Below are 14601 nucleotides of genomic sequence, written 5' to 3'. Positions count from 1 at the left end.
CGCGGCTACCCACGGCGGCCCGGATCCGGTTGCGGCACCGCGGCCAGCAGGTGCCGGGTGTATTCGTGTTGCGGGTTGTCGAAGACCTGCCGGCTGTCGCCCTGTTCGACGATCGTTCCGGCATGCATCACGACCACCTCGTGCGCGAGGTGCTTGACCACCGAAAGATCGTGGGAGACGAACAGATAGGACAAATCGAACAGCGCTTGCAGATCGAGCAGCAGGTTGATGATCCCGGCCTGAATGGAGACGTCGAGCGCGGAGACGGGTTCGTCGAGCGCCAGGATCTTCGGCTGCAGCGCCAGCGCGCGCGCGATGCCGATGCGCTGCTTTTGCCCGCCGGAGAACTCGGCGGGGTAGCGGATCGCGTCAACGCGGCGCAGCCCCACGATGTCGAGCAACTCGGCGACCCGTGCGTTGGTGCGGCTGTTGTCGAACCCATTGGCGCGCAATGGTTCAGCGAGGAGCTCGAACACCGGCAGGCGCGGGTCCAGCGAGGCGACCGGGTCCTGGAACACGACCTGAATGTCGCGCCGCAGCGATCGTCGGCCGGATCGGCTCAGCGTCGTGACGTCGGTGCCCAGCACCTCGATCGATCCCGATTCGGGGCCGGTGAGTTCCAAGATTTCGTGCAAGGTGGTCGATTTCCCCGAACCGGACTCGCCGACGATGCCCAGGGTGCGGCCCTGCCGCACGTCGAAGCTGACGCCGTCGACCGCGCGCACCTCGCCGGCGCTGCGACGCAACACGCCCTTCGTCAGTCGGTAGGTCTTGGTCAGGTCACGCACCCGGACGACCACCGACGCGTCACCGGATTCCGCCGAATGGGCCGTAGTGCTGACACCGTAGATGTGCGCGGCGCTACGGCCACCGACCTGATCGGTGCGGATGCAGGCGGCCCGGTGCTCGGTGCCGACGAGAAGCAATTCCGGCTCCTCGAGCCGGCATTCGTCGATGGCCAGCGGGCAGCGGGGCGCGAACGGGCAGCCGGGATCCAGGCCGGCCAGCGACGGCGGCGCGCCGGGGATCGGCACCAAGCGGGTGCCCTGCGCGGCGTCCAGCCGCGGAACCGAACCCAACAGGCCGACGGTGTATGGCATTTGGCGGGCCCGGTAAAGGTCGTGCACTTCGGCGGATTCGACGACCCGTCCCGCGTACATCACCAGAGCCCGGTCGGCGAACTCGGCGACCACACCGAGGTCGTGCGTGATGATCAGCACCCCGGCGCCCGTGACGTCGCGTGCGGTCTTGAGGACGTCGAGGATCTGCGCCTGCACGGTGACGTCCAGCGCGGTGGTGGGCTCGTCGCAGATCAGCAAATCGGGGTCGTTGGCGATCGCGATAGCGATGACGATCCGCTGTCGTTCGCCGCCGGAGAGCTCGTGCGGAAAAGCGCGGGCGCGGCGCTGCGGCTGGGCGATACCCACCAGCTCGAGCAGTTCGGCCGCGCGGTGACGGGCCGCTCTTTTGCCCACCCTCGGCTGGTGGATCTCGATCGCCTCGGCGATCTGGTCGCCGACGGTGTACACGGGCGTCAGCGCCGACATCGGGTCCTGGAACACCATGCCGACCGTCTTGCCGCGAAACCGCGACATCGCGTCGTCGTCCAGGCCCAGCAGCTCGGTGTCGTGCAGCTTGACCGAGCCGCGCACCCGCGCGTACTCGGGTAACAGGCCCACGACCGCCATCGCCGAAACGGACTTGCCCGAACCTGATTCGCCGACCATGGCGACGACTTCGCCCCGGTCGACGCGGTAGCTCACGCCACGCACCGCGGTCACCGAATCGCCGCCGGTTGCGAAGGTCACCGCCAGGTCGGTCACCTCGAGCAGGGGGCTCATCGACCGCCCCGAACGGGCGTGCTGCCGGGGTCGAGCGCGTCCCGCAGGCCGTCGCCGGTGAGGTTGGCGCACACCAGGATCAGCACCAGCACCCCAGCGGGAAACAGGAACACCCACGGGAAGGTGGTCGCCGACTGGGTGCCATTGGCGATCAAGGTACCCAGCGACACATCCGGTGGCTGAATGCCGAAACCTAGGAAGCTCAAGCCGGTTTCGGCCAGGATGGCCGAGGCGACGTTGAGCGCCGCGTCGATGATCAGGATGGAAGCGACGTTGGGCACCACATGTCCGACGATGATGCGGCGGCTGGACACGCCCATATACCGCGCGGCGCGGATGAATTCGCGCTCGCGCAAACTCATGGTCATCCCGCGCACCATGCGGGAGCTGACCATCCAGCCGAACCCGGCCAGCAGTAGGACCAGCGCCAAGACATTGGCCGAGTCCTTGATTCGCGGCGTCACGATGGCGATGAGGATGAACGCGGGCACCACCAACAGCAGGTCGACCACCCACATCAGCACGCGGTCGCGCCAACCGCCGAAATAGCCCGACACCGACCCGACGGTGGCCGCGATACCGGTGGAGATGACTGCGACGCAGACACCGATCAGCATCGACTTCTGCATTCCCCGCAGGATCTGCGCCAGCAGGTCTTGGCCCAGCGCGTTGGTGCCCAGCCAATGGCGCGCGCTGGGCGGCTGCAGCAGCGCGGTGAAATCGAGGTCCTCGTAGGAATAGGGCAGCACTGCGGGCAGCGTGTAGCAGCCGACAAACAGCAGCACCAACAAGCCCAGCGACGCCACCGCGAACCGATTGCGCACGAACCTGCGCAACACCAGCGTGCGGCGCGAGGTGAAGGCCGCCACTTCGTGCCCCGAAAAGCCATGGGCGCCATCGGTGTTCGCCTGGGCGGTCATGACACCCGGACCCGCGGGTCGAGGGCCGCGTAGAACACGTCCGAGAGCAGACCGGCCAGCAACACCACGGCGCCGGAGAACAAGGTGATGGCCGCGATGATGTTGGTGTCTTGCGTCGCGATGCCCTGCACCAGCCATTCGCCCATGCCGTGCCAGCCGAAAATCTTCTCCACGAACACCGCCCCGGTGACCAGCCCGGCCACGCCATAGGCGAACAGGGTGGCCAGCGGGATCAGCGCGGTGCGCAACCCGTGCTTGATCAGCGCACGCCGACGGGTCAGTCCCTTGGCGCGGGCGGTGCGAATGAAATCCTGGCCGAGCACGTCGAGCATCGCGTTGCGCTGATAACGGCTGTATCCGGCCGCTGCGGCCAGCGCCAAGGTCAACGACGGCAACACCAAATGCCGCAGCCGGTCGAGTAACTGCGCGGCGGTCCCACCGGTCACGCCCGGTGAGGTCTCCCCGGTGTAGTCGAAAATGTGTAGGTCCACGGCCCAGTTCACCCGCAGCGCGGCAAGGATCAACAGGCTGGCGATGACGAAGGTCGGGGTGCTGAGGACCAGCAGGGCCGCCATGGTGACGACCCGGTCGCTGAGTCGATATTGCCGAATGGCGCCCCACGCCCCGGCCGCGATGCCCGCGATGGTGCCCACCAGCGAACCAATGATCAAGAGGCGCAGCGTGACTCCGATACGGCGCCCCAGTGACGCTGCGACGGGCTGCCCGGTGATGGTCTTGCCGAAGTCGCCGCGCACGACGTGTGACGCCCAGTGCGCGTAGCGGATCGGTACCGGCTCATCCAGACCCAACGTGTGGGCCTTGGCGTCGATCACGGCTTGCGGGGGGCGGGGATTGCGCTGCAACAGGCTGTCCAGCGGCTTGAAGGCGACCGACGTCAGGCAAAACGTCAAAAACGATGCCAGCGCCAGCAGCACGACGTAGTTGAGCAATCGGCGTGCCAAAAACCGAGTCATGCCCGTCCGCACAGCCCACGTCGCATTGGGACAGGTTATCGAGCCGGCAGCATCGCGTCGCGGCTCGGCGCCCGGCGCGTTTGGTGGCCTTTAGATCTGCATGATTCTCATGCGTGAATCGCGTGTGATCGGTTGTTAGCATCCACCCCGGTACTAAGCGGCCGCGACAGTCCCGAGGAGGCTTGCGTGACGGTTACCGAGGATTACCTGGCCAACAACGCCGACTACGCGAGCACCTTCAACGGGCCGCTGCCGATGCCACCGAGCAAACATGTCGCGGTCGTCGCGTGCATGGACGCCCGGCTCGACGTCTACCGCGTGCTCGGGCTCAGCGAGGGGGAAGCCCACGTCATCCGCAACGCAGGCGGAGTCATCACCGACGACGTCATCCGCTCGCTGGCCATCAGCCAGCGACTGCTGGGAACGCGGGAGATCATCCTGATCCACCACACCGATTGCGGGATGCTCACGTTCACCGACGATGACTTCAAGCGCAGCATCCAGGAGGAGACCGGGGTCAAACCACCGTGGGCGGCCGAGGCGTTCCCGGATATCGCCGAGGACGTCCGGCAGTCGCTGCGCCGCATCGAGGGGAGTCCGTTCGTCACCAAGCACGTCTCCGCGCGCGGATTTTTCTTTGACGTCGCCACGGGCAAGCTCAACGAGGTCACAATCTAGAAGCTTGCGCCGAGCGTGCAGCCACGGCGAAAATGTGGCCTGGTCCGTGCACGTTCGGCGGCGCTTCAGCCGACCTTGTACGTCGCCAGCGCCTTGGCGACCAACGTGCCCCCCGCGTCGACGATCTCGGCCTCGCAGTTGACCAGCGACCGGCCGCGTCGCAGCACCCGGCCGATGCCGATCACGTCGGTGGCCCGAGCCGGGGCCATGAAGTCCAGCGCCATCGAAACCGTCACGCCGCGCAGTTCCGGCGGGGCCGGGACGCCGCACCACGCCGCCGCCATCACGGTGAGGTCGGCGAGGGTGGCGATGGCCCCACCGTGAACCATGTCGCCGAGCGTCACGTTGGTCGGGTCCCACGGCAGCCGCAGCCGCACGTCGCCCTCCTCGAGCCGGTCGGCGACGATGCCCAACTTGACGACGAACGGGGACTGGGGGAGGAACTGCGCGATGACGTCGCGACCGCTCGACGCGGGCGGGCCAGAACGTCCGCAGGTAGAAGTCATCCGTCCATGCTTTCGCACCTCAGGTTGACAGCGCCAGCGTCAACTGGTGTCATATATCGCTAAGCTACTAAATATGGTCAGTTCTGCCAGGTTTAACTAGAGGAAGCTATGACCAGCGATCTGAAGACGGCCCCCACCGTCGGACAGTACGAATTGAGCCATCTGCGCTCGCTGGAGGCGGAGGCGATCCACATCATCCGGGAGGTGGCCGCCGAATTCGAGCGGCCGGTGCTGCTGTTCTCGGGCGGCAAGGACTCCATCGTCATGCTGCACCTGGCGTTGCGGGCGTTTCGCCCCGGCCGGTTGCCGTTCCCGGTCATGCACGTCGACACCGGGCACAACTTCGACGAGGTGATCGCGACCCGCGACGAGTTGGTCAACGAGCACGGGGTGCGCTTGGTCATCGCCTCCGTCCAGGAAGACATCGATGCCGGCCGGGTCGTCGAGCCGCGCCAGGGACGCAACCCGATTCAGACCGTGACACTGCTTCGCGCCATCCGGGAGAACAAGTTCGACGCCGCGTTCGGCGGGGCGCGCCGCGACGAGGAGAAGGCCCGCGCCAAGGAGCGCGTGTTCAGCTTCCGCGACGAGTTCGGTCAATGGGATCCGAAGGCGCAGCGGCCCGAGCTGTGGAATCTATACAACGGCCGCCATCACAAGGGTGAGCACATCCGGGTCTTCCCGCTGTCCAACTGGACCGAGTTCGACATCTGGTCCTACATCGGCGCCGAGAAGATCGCCCTGCCGCCGATCTATTACGCGCACCGGCGCAAGGTGTTTCGTCGCGACGGCATGCTGTTGGCGGTCGATAAGAACATGCACCCGCGCGATGACGAACCCGTCTTCGAGGCGACGGTGCGCTTCCGCACCGTCGGGGACGTCACGTGCACCGGATGCGTGGAATCCGAAGCCGCCACCGTCGACGAGGTCATCGCCGAGACCGCGGTGTCCCGGCTCACCGAACGCGGGGCGACCAGGGCCGACGACCGGATCTCGGAGGCCGGCATGGAAGACCGCAAACGACAGGGATACTTCTGATGGCCCCGCCCACCACGCTATTGCGCCTGGCAACCGCAGGTTCCGTCGACGACGGCAAGTCCACCCTGATCGGTCGCCTGCTGTATGACTCCAAAGCCGTCATGGAAGACCAGTGGGCGGCGGTGGAGCAGACGTCGAAGGACCGCGGCCACGACTACACCGACCTGGCGCTGGTGACCGACGGCTTGCGGGCCGAACGCGAGCAGGGCATCACGATCGACGTGGCCTACCGCTACTTCGCCACTCCCAAGCGGAAATTCATCATCGCCGACACCCCCGGCCACATCCAATACACCCGCAACATGGTCACCGGGGCGTCGACCGCCCAGCTGGTGATCGTGCTCGTCGATGCGCGGCACGGCCTGTTGGAACAGTCACGCCGGCACGCCTTCCTGGCGTCGCTGCTCGGCATCCAGCACATTGTGCTCGCCGTCAACAAGATGGACCTGATCGGTTGGGACAGAGAGAAATTCGAGGCGATCCGCGACGAGTTCCACGCCTTCGCCGCGCGGTTGGACGTCCATGACGTGGCCACCATCCCGATCTCGGCGCTGCACGGCGACAACGTGGTGACCAAGTCGGACCAGACGCCGTGGTACGACGGGCCGGCATTGTTGTCACACCTCGAAGAGGTGTACATCGCCGGTGATCGCAACATGGTCGACGTGCGGTTCCCGGTGCAATACGTCATCCGCCCCCACAGGCGCGAACATCAAGACCACCGCAGTTACGCCGGCACCGTCGCCAGCGGCGTCATGCGTGCCGGGGACGAGGTCGTGGTGCTGCCCGTCGGCAAGCACACCCGCATCACCGCGATCGAGGGTCCGAATGGTCCGGCGGAAGAAGCGTTCCCGCCGATGGCCGTATCCGTGACCCTCGCCGACGAGATCGACATCTCGCGGGGTGACCTGATCGCCCGCACCCACAATCAGCCCAGGGTCGCCCAAGAGTTCGACGCGACGGTGTGTTGGATGGCCGACGGCGCGGCGCTCGAGCCCGGCCGCGATTACGTCATCAAGCACACGACCCGCACCACGCACGCCAGGGTGACTGCGCTCGAATACCGACTCGACGTCAACACGCTGCACCGCGATAAAACCGCGACGGCGTTGCAGCTCAACGAGCTTGGCCGCATTTCACTGCGCACCCAGGTTCCGCTGCTGCTCGACGAGTACACCCGGAACCCCAGCACCGGGTCGTTTATTCTCATCGACCCGCACACCAACGGCACCGTGGCGGCCGGCATGGTGTTGCGCGACGCCTCGGCGCAGGCGGCGAGCCCAAACACCGTGCGGCACAAGCCCTCGGCGATCGCCGAGACCCGGCCCCGGGGCAAGACGGTGTGGTTCACCGGTCTGTCCGGTTCCGGGAAGTCGTCGGTGGCCATGCTGGTCGAGCAGAAGCTCCTCGAAAGCGGCGCTCTGGCTTACGTTCTCGACGGGGACAACCTGCGCCACGGTTTGAACGCCGACCTGGGCTTCAGCATGGCGGACCGTGCCGAGAACCTACGCCGGCTCGCGCATGTGGCGGCGCTACTCGCCGACTGCGGCAACGTCGTGCTGGTGCCGGCGATCAGCCCGCTGGCCGAGCAACGCGAATTGGCCCGCAAAGTGCACGCCGAGGCCGGCTTCGACTTCATCGAGGTGTTCTGCGACACCCCGATCGACGAATGCGAAAAGCGTGACCCCAAGGGGTTGTACGCGAAGGCCCGCGCCGGTGAGATCACCCAGTTCACCGGCATCGACAGTCCGTATCAGCCGCCGGCGAACCCCGACCTGCGGCTCACTCCGGACGGCACCATCGAGGAGCAGGCGCAGCAGGTCCTCGACCTGCTCGAATCGCGCGGGTAGCGCGCCGGCCCCGCCCGGCTGCACCGAAATCCCCGCAGCGGATGGCACAATCCTGAGAGTGCGCATGTCAGCGAAGGCGGAGTACGCCGTGCGGGCGATGATCCAGCTCGCCACGGTGGCCGACGGGACGCTGGTGAAGACCGACGACTTGGCGCAAGCCCAGGGCATCCCGCCGCAATTCCTCGTCGACATCCTGACCAACCTGCGCACCGACCGGCTGGTGCGCAGCCATCGTGGCCGCGAGGGGGGCTACGAATTGGCCCGTTCCGGGAGCGACATCAGCATCGCCGACGTGCTGCGCTGCATCGACGGACCACTGGCCAGCGTCCGGGACATCGGTCTCGGCGACCTGCCGTATTCGGGACCGACCGCCGCGCTCACCGACGTCTGGCGCGCGCTGCGTGCCAGCATGCGATCCGTGCTGGAACAAACGACCCTGGCCGACGTCGCCACCGGCGGCCTGCCCAAGCATGTCGCGCAACTGGCCGACGACTACCGGAAACAGGAAAGCCAGCGGCACGGCTCGGCGCGCACCGGCGACTAGCCAACGCGCTCAACGACTCAGCCCGCTGACCCGTAGGGGCGGGTGAGGATCTCCATGGCATGACCGGAGGGGTCGGTGAAATACACCCCGCGCCCGCCGTCATTGTGGTTGATCTCGCCGGGACGCTTGGCGCCCGGATCCGCCCAATGCTGCATGCCACGAGACCGGATCTTGTCGTAGATCGTGTCGAACTCCTGCTCGGACACCAAGAAGGCGTAGTGCTGGCGCGGGATGTCCGCGCCGTCGGGCGCGTCCGCGTAGTCCAGGTTGGCGCCGTGCTCGAGTTCGACAACCATGAAGTGGCCGAACGGCTTTGGGCTGGGCAGCCCGAACAGCTCGGTGAGGAACTCGGCGGATTCTCGCTTGTCGCGTGACGCGACGATGGTGTGGTTGAAACTGATGCTCATAGTTCTGTCCAGTCAACCACCGGTCGCCCGGAGCGACAACGCTCCAAGCCGTGCGCTACTTGGGTGCGGTCAGCTCCAGCGCGATGTTGTCGGGGTCGCGAAACTCCAGGATGTATGACGGCCCGATGTCCTTGATCGGCTCGTGAGCCACGCCGAGTTCATCGAGATGCGCTGCCGCCGAATCTAATTCGGCACGACTGGTGAGCCGGAACGCAATGTGGTCCAGCCCGACGCGGTCCTCGTCGAAGCGGTCCGCGGCGACGGGCCGCAGCCCGAGCAGCGTGCCGCCGAGGTCGTAGATGACACCTCCGAACAAAAAGCTCAACTGGGTGCGGGTGGATTCGTCGGCGTTGTCGGGGACCTCGAGCAACACCGGCCAGCCGAACACGCTCTCGTAGAACTGCCGGGATCGCTCGATGTCGGTCACGGTCAGGCGGACATGCGCGATGGAGGTGCTGGTGAAGTCCACTCGCTCCATGGTTCCACTGATGGGCGACATGTTAAACATGCCAGAATCGCCGTCGTGCAGATAGCGATGACCATGCCGGTGATGGAACCGGATCTGGATGCGGCGGTGCTCGAGACCTGGGCGCGCGCCATTGACGAGGGGCCGTTCTCGTCGCTGTGCTGGGGCGAGCGCATCGCGTTCGACAACCCGGACAACCTGACGCTGCTGGGCGCGCTGGCCGCCTGGACCGACCGGGTGCGGCTGCTGACGACCGTGATCGTGCCGCAATTGCACGACCCGGTCATGCTCGCAAAGGGGCTGGCGACCGGCGACTTGCTCAGCGGCGGCCGATTGACCGTCGGCATCGGGGTGGGCGGCCGGCACGAGGATTACCACGCGGTCAGTGCGGACCCGGCCACGCAGACCATGCGCGACATGGCCGAACGGGTGGCCGTGATGAAGCGCGTCTGGGCGGGGGAAAAGACCACCGACTCGGTGCTGCCCGTCGGACCGGCACCGGTGCAGCCCGGGGGTCCACCGTTGTTCGTCGGCAGTATCGGTCCGAAAACGATCCGCAGCGCCGCGGCGTGGGCCGACGGGCTGGCCGGCACCACCCTGGATCTCGACGTGGCCAAGCAGAACGAGCTGTTCGACGTCACGCGCGACGCGTGGGCGCAGGCCGGCAAGCCAAAACCCCACCTCAGCACGTCGTTTTGGTTCGCGTTCGGGTCGCCCGAGGAATCCCGCGCCCAGATGCACCGCCATCTGCGTCGCTACATGAACTGGATACCGGCCGAATACGTCGACGCCCTGGCGCCGACGACCGGCTGGGCGGGCAGCGAGGACGAGCTGCTGGAGGTGTTGCGCGCGTTCGAGGAGATCGGCACCGACGAGGTTCAACTCATCCCGACGAGCTCGGATGTCGACCAGGTCCGCCGCGCCGCGGACGTGGCCGCGCGACTGTAGCCCGTCCGGCCCGGGCCGGGGGGCCGGCACAGGGTGAATTGCCGCATCGGCGCGGTGGCGTTTTCATTAGCGGCATGACGCAGCAGGAGCTGCCCGCCCCGCTGGCCGAAATGACCGGGCTGATGGCGAAGTGCGCGAACAACGGTGATTTCGCCGGGGCCGCGCTGCAGGCAAACGAGCTGGTGACCCTGTGCCGGGCCACGCTGGGGGAGCGCGATCCCAACGTCCTCGAGCTCAAGGTGGCGTTGGCCACCGTGCAGCTGCGGGCGGGCGAGGACGCCGCCGTCTACGCCGACCTCCAAGGATTGATCCCCGACCTGGTCGAGGTACTCGGCCGCGATCACCTGAGCACTTTGACCGCTCGGCATCTGCTGGCGGGCCGCCAACAGCCCCCGTTGTCGTCCCTGTCGGAATGGTCACGGCTCGTCGCCGACGAACAACGCGTCCTGGGGGCCGAACACGAGAGCACGCTGATGGCTCGCGAAAGGGTCGCCGAGAAGCGTTGGGAGATCGGTGATTTTGACGCTGCCATGGCCGAGGGGCAGCACGTGCTCGGGGCGCGGCGCCGGGTGCTCGGTGACGATCACGCCGACACCCTCGGGACGCGGTTGATGCTGGCGATCTGGCGGGGCCGGGCGGGCGACATCCCGTCGGCGGTCACCGAACTCGAGTGGCTGATCGGCGAACTGCGCGACAAGCTCGGCGGCGACCACGTTCACCTGCTCATGGCGCGGCACATGTTCACGCTGTGGGCCCCGGACCGGGCCGGCGTGACGGACGGGGTCGCGGCATGGGAAGCGTTGGTCGAGGAAGAGACCCGCGTACTCGGCGACGAGCATCCGGTGACCGTCGCGGCCCGCCAGGAATTGGCCGGCTGGTGTGCCCGGCACGGCGGGCGCGCGCAGGGACCCGGTACTCCGGTGGACTGGTCTGCTTCCTGAGCTGGATATTCCGCGGTCAGGTCGCCGCTTTGTCCGCCGGGCGCTCGTCGTCGACGGAAGGCTCCTGAGGCGGCTGCCCCTTGCGCAGCGTCTCCAGCAGCTCCCGGTACGGCCCGACCAGGTAGACGGTGTCGCCGCCGCGCAGCCAGGCGTCGCGGCGCGGGTGTAGCTCGACCGGGGTGTCCCGACGGGTGATCGCGATGACCCGGGTCTGGGTGGACATCTCGAACATCCGCAGCCCATCGAGTTCGCTGCCGGCCGCCACGTGCATGGCGCCGACCATGAAGGAACGCTGCCCCACGGAGAACGTGCCCAGCACCTGCAGGCCCATCGCGGCGCCGATGAACCAGGGGGCGGCCAGGTCGACCGTCGACCGGACGTTCTCGAACCCGAACCGCTTGGCCACCGCGTCGCCGAGGGTGCGGTCATAGATACGCAGCACGATCGGCACGTCGGGCCGGTTGACCTCGGGCATCACCCGGGGACCCAGCATCTCGCGCAGCACGATGCCGATCTCGATGTTGACCATGTCGTCCTGAGTCAGCACGGCCACGGCCCGGGCGCGGTCGACGCGCGCCGATTCCAATGTCTGGCGCAGCGTCGCGTCGCCGAAGATCACCGGCACGTCGAGTTCGGCAGCCGTCGACAGGAACCGGTTGTTCTCGTCGCGTTCGATCACCGCGACGTCGTATCCGGCCGCGGTCAGATCGCCGACGACGCGGCTGCCAAAGGAACCCAGTCCAACCACGATGATGTGGTCGCGTAGGTGGCGCGCGCGCCGAACTCCGGCCGATTGCAGGACGCGGCGCGACAGCAGCAAGTCCGCCACGAAGGCGACGAGCAGCGCGGTGGTGGTCACGCCGGCGAACATCAGGGCGACGGCGAAGATCCGTAGCCACGCGGATTGCTGGGCGAAGGTGAATTCACCGTATCCCACGGTGGTGATGGTCTCCGCGGTGAAATACATTGCGTCCAGCCAGGACAGGCGGGGCTTCGTGTAGGAGAAGTGCACGACGATCGTCGACGCGAGCAGCAGGCTGAGTGCGAGCAGCATGGCGGGGAAAAGCATGGGGTTCACGTCGTCACGCATCGCGCGTGCGGCGTCGGAGGCGCGTCGCACCCATGATCGGCGAGAGCGCGTGGCGGTCGCCTCGGGTGTTTTGATGCCGCGCGCGGCCAGCTCGTCGGCGCTGCCGATCATCGCGGTCCAATCGCCGGCGCGCACTTGATGGTCGCGGCCGGGACAGGGCACCACCTCGTCGGGGGTGGCGGAGTTGTTGCCGTGGATCACGGCCACCGGTGCCAGGTCGCCGTAGATCTCTCGCAGGGTCGCGTCGCGCGGCGCCTCGGCCCCCGACACGACGAAGTTGATGCCGGCCGCCTCGACCGGATGGGTGTTGCTCGCCAGGCAGGCCTCGACCACCGAGGGCGCCGCGAGGTCGGCGACGTCGAGGATGGCGCCGGGACCGTTGTCGGCGGCCACCGCTCCACGCAGCACGTCGTTGCCCAACCGGGCGACCACGCGCAGATTCGGATTCGTTTTCCTTGCCAGCAAAGCGTTTTCGAGATTCTTCGCGTCGTCATGTCCGGCACAGACGATGGCGCTCGCCCGGGAAAGGTCGGCGCCGGCGAGCTCTTCGCTGGGCAGCTTGACTATGGTGGCGCCCGCGCGCTTGAGCTCCTTGGCAATGGTGGTTGCGAGCACGTCGTCGCCGCTGACGATGATGTCACCCATAAACCCCACCTTTGATGACATTGGCGCTCACTTGTTGTTACGACTATCGGGCACCGTGTCGATTGACGCCAGTGCGACATGTTCTGGAACGCGATTTGAATTTGGCGGGTCGCCGCGTTGTGAGCCGCGGCCAAGGCGCTGCGACCGTGGGTGCAATTCCGAGTGGAGTTGTATGCCAACCGAATTGGCGGGCGGGCTATAAGACCTGAACGTCAGAGGGTGACCAGAACGCCCGCATCGACGTGATTTTGGCGTCCGCGTCGAACGACATCGTCGAGATGGGTGAGATCCGGGTGCGGCTGTCGCCGGCGTCCAGCGTGAGGTGCCAGAAGAAGGCGGCTTCGCTGCCGGAGACCCGCAATTCGGCGAGTTCGGTGTCCTTCTTGGCGTCTTGGAAACCCGCGTAGAACCCGCGGATGGCGTCATGGCCGCGGCGGATGTCGGCTCCGATCGGATCCTCGATGGTGGCGTCGGCGGCGTACAGGGTGACGATGTCGTCGGCGGTGCCCGTGGCGACGAGCGCGAGGTAGCGATTGACGGTCTCGGTGATGGCTTCTGGGGACGGCATGGATTCGGACGCTACTCCCTCACCATGGCGGCCGCGTCAGGTGCGGCAGTCACGGCGATACTGGCGGCGTGACGTTTATCGAATGCCTCGCGAGCCGCGAGATCTACCGGAATCCGTGGATGGTGCTGCGCGAGGATGACATCCGGCGCCCGGACGGCAGCGCGGGCATCTACGGCGTCATCGACAAGCCGGCCTACGCGCTCGTCATGCCCTACGACGGGCACCGCTTCCGGTTGGTCGAGCAGTTTCGCTACCCGATCGGGCAGCGCCGGTGGGAGTTTCCGCAAGGCACCGCGCCAGATCTGGCCGACGCCGAACCGGCCGAGTTGGCCGAGCGTGAGCTGCGCGAGGAAACCGGGTTGCGCGCAACGACGTTCGAGGCGCTCGGCCAACTCGACGTGGCTCCCGGGATGACCAGTCAGCGCGGCTGGGTGTTTCTGGCCACGGGGATCATCGAGGGCGAAGCCGACCGCGAACACGAGGAACAGGACATGCGCAGCGCGTGGTTCGCGCGCGACGAGGTCGAGCGGATGATTCGCGCGGGAGTCATCGCCGACGCGCAGTCGATCGCCGCCTACGGCCTGTTCCTGTTGCGCTGAGGACCGCCGCCGCGAAACACCGCGATCGTGTCCTCGCCGAGATCGCACCGCGTCATCGGGCGCCCACCATTGATCCATGCGACCGAGGTTTCGGGTAGTTGCGGTGCTCGTTGCCGCGGCTGCCTCGGTCGCCGGAACGCCCGCGGTCGGCGCGCAGGCGGCGGCGCCGTCGTGGAACGGCAAATACTCGCTGGTGCGGTATGCGGCCGGCAAATCCGGCACCAGCGTCGCCGCGAGGCAGGCCGAACCCAACTTCAGCGCCGACTACGTCTTCACCACCGCCTGCTCGTCGGGCCAGTGCGTGGCCACCGCCACCGACGGCCCCGCGCCGAAGAATCCGACCCTGCCTCAGCCGTCGCACTACACCTGGGATGGCGCGAAATGGGTGGAGCGCTTCGACTTTCAATGGGATTGCTATATGGGCGAAGGCGTGCAGAAGGTGTGGGCGCCGGCGCGGTCGTGGGCCTTCTACACCCCGCAGGCGGACGGATCGTTGCGCGGTGTCTGGCACACCGACATCAACGGCGGCCCGTGCCGCGGGACCGTCGAGATGCCGGTGGCCGCGTTTGCCGCCGGGCGGGCCTGA

16 protein-coding genes are annotated in these 14601 nt (G+C 67.1%); 8 read left to right on the top strand and 8 right to left on the bottom strand.

The window, feature by feature from the left end; genetic code table 11:
* Nucleotides 1–5: 5 nt before the first annotated feature.
* Genes ACZ50Z_RS13480 through ACZ50Z_RS13470 form a run of 3 tightly spaced genes read right to left on the bottom strand, consistent with a single transcriptional unit; the run spans nucleotide 6 to nucleotide 3735 of the window.
* A complete protein-coding gene (locus ACZ50Z_RS13480; protein ID WP_464484001.1) occupies nucleotides 6–1841 on the bottom strand; it encodes a dipeptide ABC transporter ATP-binding protein in 1836 nt (611 codons plus the stop codon).
* Nucleotides 1838–2710 carry an ABC transporter permease gene (locus tag ACZ50Z_RS13475; protein WP_464486223.1) on the bottom strand — a complete coding sequence of 291 codons (873 nt, stop codon included), beginning with the start codon at nucleotides 2708–2710 and terminating at the stop codon, nucleotides 1838–1840. Before ACZ50Z_RS13475 ends, ACZ50Z_RS13480 begins: the two co-directional genes overlap by 4 nt.
* 47 nt (nucleotides 2711–2757) lie before the next feature.
* The gene (locus ACZ50Z_RS13470) at nucleotides 2758–3735 is read right to left on the bottom strand and encodes an ABC transporter permease (protein WP_464484000.1); all 978 of its coding nucleotides are present in this window, start codon (nucleotides 3733–3735) and stop codon (nucleotides 2758–2760) included.
* A gap of 186 nt (nucleotides 3736–3921) precedes the next feature.
* On the opposite strand from ACZ50Z_RS13470, the gene ACZ50Z_RS13465 reads away from it, so the two are divergent.
* Nucleotides 3922–4413 (top strand): beta-class carbonic anhydrase, encoded by a 492-nt coding sequence (locus ACZ50Z_RS13465; RefSeq protein WP_464483999.1) that lies wholly within the window; start codon nucleotides 3922–3924, stop codon nucleotides 4411–4413.
* A 65-nt stretch (nucleotides 4414–4478) separates the two neighbouring features.
* Here the strand turns inward: ACZ50Z_RS13465 and ACZ50Z_RS13460 are convergent, their stop codons facing one another.
* Nucleotides 4479–4919 (bottom strand): PaaI family thioesterase, encoded by a 441-nt coding sequence (locus ACZ50Z_RS13460; RefSeq protein ID WP_464483998.1) that lies wholly within the window; start codon nucleotides 4917–4919, stop codon nucleotides 4479–4481.
* Between the two features lie 108 nt (nucleotides 4920–5027).
* Here ACZ50Z_RS13460 and cysD point away from each other — a divergent pair, with 108 nt between their 5' ends.
* Genes cysD through ACZ50Z_RS13445 form a run of 3 tightly spaced genes read left to right on the top strand, consistent with a single transcriptional unit; the run spans nucleotide 5028 to nucleotide 8351 of the window.
* Entirely contained in the window at nucleotides 5028–5957 is a 930-nt protein-coding gene (gene cysD / locus ACZ50Z_RS13455) for a sulfate adenylyltransferase subunit CysD (RefSeq protein WP_464483997.1), read from the top strand.
* Nucleotides 5957–7807, top strand: coding sequence for an adenylyl-sulfate kinase (cysC, locus tag ACZ50Z_RS13450; protein ID WP_464483996.1), 1851 nt, complete (start codon nucleotides 5957–5959; stop codon nucleotides 7805–7807). Before cysD ends, cysC begins: the two co-directional genes overlap by 1 nt.
* A gap of 58 nt (nucleotides 7808–7865) precedes the next feature.
* Nucleotides 7866–8351 (top strand): Rrf2 family transcriptional regulator, encoded by a 486-nt coding sequence (locus ACZ50Z_RS13445; protein ID WP_036458436.1) that lies wholly within the window; start codon nucleotides 7866–7868, stop codon nucleotides 8349–8351.
* Nucleotides 8352–8368: 17 nt separating this feature from the next.
* On the opposite strand, the gene ACZ50Z_RS13440 is transcribed toward ACZ50Z_RS13445, so the two are convergent.
* Nucleotides 8369–8758, bottom strand: a complete 390-nt coding sequence (locus ACZ50Z_RS13440; protein ID WP_464483995.1) for a VOC family protein — start codon at nucleotides 8756–8758, stop codon at nucleotides 8369–8371.
* Nucleotides 8759–8813: 55 nt separating this feature from the next.
* Nucleotides 8814–9227 carry a VOC family protein gene (locus ACZ50Z_RS13435; protein WP_464486222.1) on the bottom strand — a complete coding sequence of 138 codons (414 nt, stop codon included), beginning with the start codon at nucleotides 9225–9227 and terminating at the stop codon, nucleotides 8814–8816.
* Between the two features lie 66 nt (nucleotides 9228–9293).
* On the opposite strand from ACZ50Z_RS13435, the gene ACZ50Z_RS13430 reads away from it, so the two are divergent.
* Nucleotides 9294–10172 (top strand): LLM class flavin-dependent oxidoreductase, encoded by an 879-nt coding sequence (locus ACZ50Z_RS13430; RefSeq protein WP_464486221.1) that lies wholly within the window; start codon nucleotides 9294–9296, stop codon nucleotides 10170–10172.
* 74 nt (nucleotides 10173–10246) lie between these two features.
* Nucleotides 10247–11113: a tetratricopeptide repeat protein gene (locus ACZ50Z_RS13425; protein ID WP_464483994.1), complete on the top strand. Its 867-nt coding sequence runs from the start codon at nucleotides 10247–10249 to the stop codon at nucleotides 11111–11113.
* Between the two features lie 16 nt (nucleotides 11114–11129).
* Here the strand turns inward: ACZ50Z_RS13425 and ACZ50Z_RS13420 are convergent, their stop codons facing one another.
* Both ACZ50Z_RS13420 and ACZ50Z_RS13415 read right to left on the bottom strand, forming a co-directional pair.
* Entirely contained in the window at nucleotides 11130–12848 is a 1719-nt protein-coding gene (locus ACZ50Z_RS13420) for an NAD-binding protein (protein WP_464483993.1), read from the bottom strand.
* A 196-nt stretch (nucleotides 12849–13044) separates the two neighbouring features.
* Complete coding sequence (locus tag ACZ50Z_RS13415; RefSeq protein ID WP_464483992.1) at nucleotides 13045–13416, bottom strand: nuclear transport factor 2 family protein; 372 nt, start codon at nucleotides 13414–13416, stop codon at nucleotides 13045–13047.
* A gap of 119 nt (nucleotides 13417–13535) precedes the next feature.
* On the opposite strand from ACZ50Z_RS13415, the gene ACZ50Z_RS13410 reads away from it, so the two are divergent.
* Together ACZ50Z_RS13410 and ACZ50Z_RS13405 are read left to right on the top strand one after the other, a co-directional pair.
* Nucleotides 13536–14015 (top strand): NUDIX domain-containing protein, encoded by a 480-nt coding sequence (locus ACZ50Z_RS13410; RefSeq protein WP_464486220.1) that lies wholly within the window; start codon nucleotides 13536–13538, stop codon nucleotides 14013–14015.
* 76 nt (nucleotides 14016–14091) lie between these two features.
* The gene (locus ACZ50Z_RS13405) at nucleotides 14092–14601 is read left to right on the top strand and encodes an Rv2253 family sensor-like surface protein (protein ID WP_464483991.1); all 510 of its coding nucleotides are present in this window, start codon (nucleotides 14092–14094) and stop codon (nucleotides 14599–14601) included.

It is taken from the genome of Mycobacterium sp. NTMscope_MAC_269 (assembly GCF_976985695.1).
The sequence above is the reverse complement of the archived record's forward strand: the minus strand, read 5'-3'. Positions and strand labels throughout refer to the sequence as shown.

What these genes read in the sequence shown, in the direction of transcription:
- ACZ50Z_RS13480 (WP_464484001.1), bottom strand. Translation starts at nt 1,841, where the DNA reads ATGAGCCCCCTGCTCGAGGTGACCGACCTGGCGGTGACCTTCGCAACC.
- ACZ50Z_RS13470 (WP_464484000.1), bottom strand. Translation starts at nt 3,735, where the DNA reads ATGACTCGGTTTTTGGCACGCCGATTGCTCAACTACGTCGTGCTGCTG.
- ACZ50Z_RS13460 (WP_464483998.1), bottom strand. Translation starts at nt 4,919, where the DNA reads ATGACTTCTACCTGCGGACGTTCTGGCCCGCCCGCGTCGAGCGGTCGC.
- cysD (WP_464483997.1), top strand. Translation starts at nt 5,028, where the DNA reads ATGACCAGCGATCTGAAGACGGCCCCCACCGTCGGACAGTACGAATTG.
- cysC (WP_464483996.1), top strand. Translation starts at nt 5,957, where the DNA reads ATGGCCCCGCCCACCACGCTATTGCGCCTGGCAACCGCAGGTTCCGTC.
- ACZ50Z_RS13440 (WP_464483995.1), bottom strand. Translation starts at nt 8,758, where the DNA reads ATGAGCATCAGTTTCAACCACACCATCGTCGCGTCACGCGACAAGCGA.
- ACZ50Z_RS13430 (WP_464486221.1), top strand. Translation starts at nt 9,294, where the DNA reads ATGACCATGCCGGTGATGGAACCGGATCTGGATGCGGCGGTGCTCGAG.
- ACZ50Z_RS13425 (WP_464483994.1), top strand. Translation starts at nt 10,247, where the DNA reads ATGACGCAGCAGGAGCTGCCCGCCCCGCTGGCCGAAATGACCGGGCTG.
- ACZ50Z_RS13420 (WP_464483993.1), bottom strand. Translation starts at nt 12,848, where the DNA reads ATGGGTGACATCATCGTCAGCGGCGACGACGTGCTCGCAACCACCATT.
- ACZ50Z_RS13415 (WP_464483992.1), bottom strand. Translation starts at nt 13,416, where the DNA reads ATGCCGTCCCCAGAAGCCATCACCGAGACCGTCAATCGCTACCTCGCG.
- ACZ50Z_RS13410 (WP_464486220.1), top strand. Translation starts at nt 13,536, where the DNA reads ATGGTGCTGCGCGAGGATGACATCCGGCGCCCGGACGGCAGCGCGGGC.
- ACZ50Z_RS13405 (WP_464483991.1), top strand. Translation starts at nt 14,092, where the DNA reads ATGCGACCGAGGTTTCGGGTAGTTGCGGTGCTCGTTGCCGCGGCTGCC.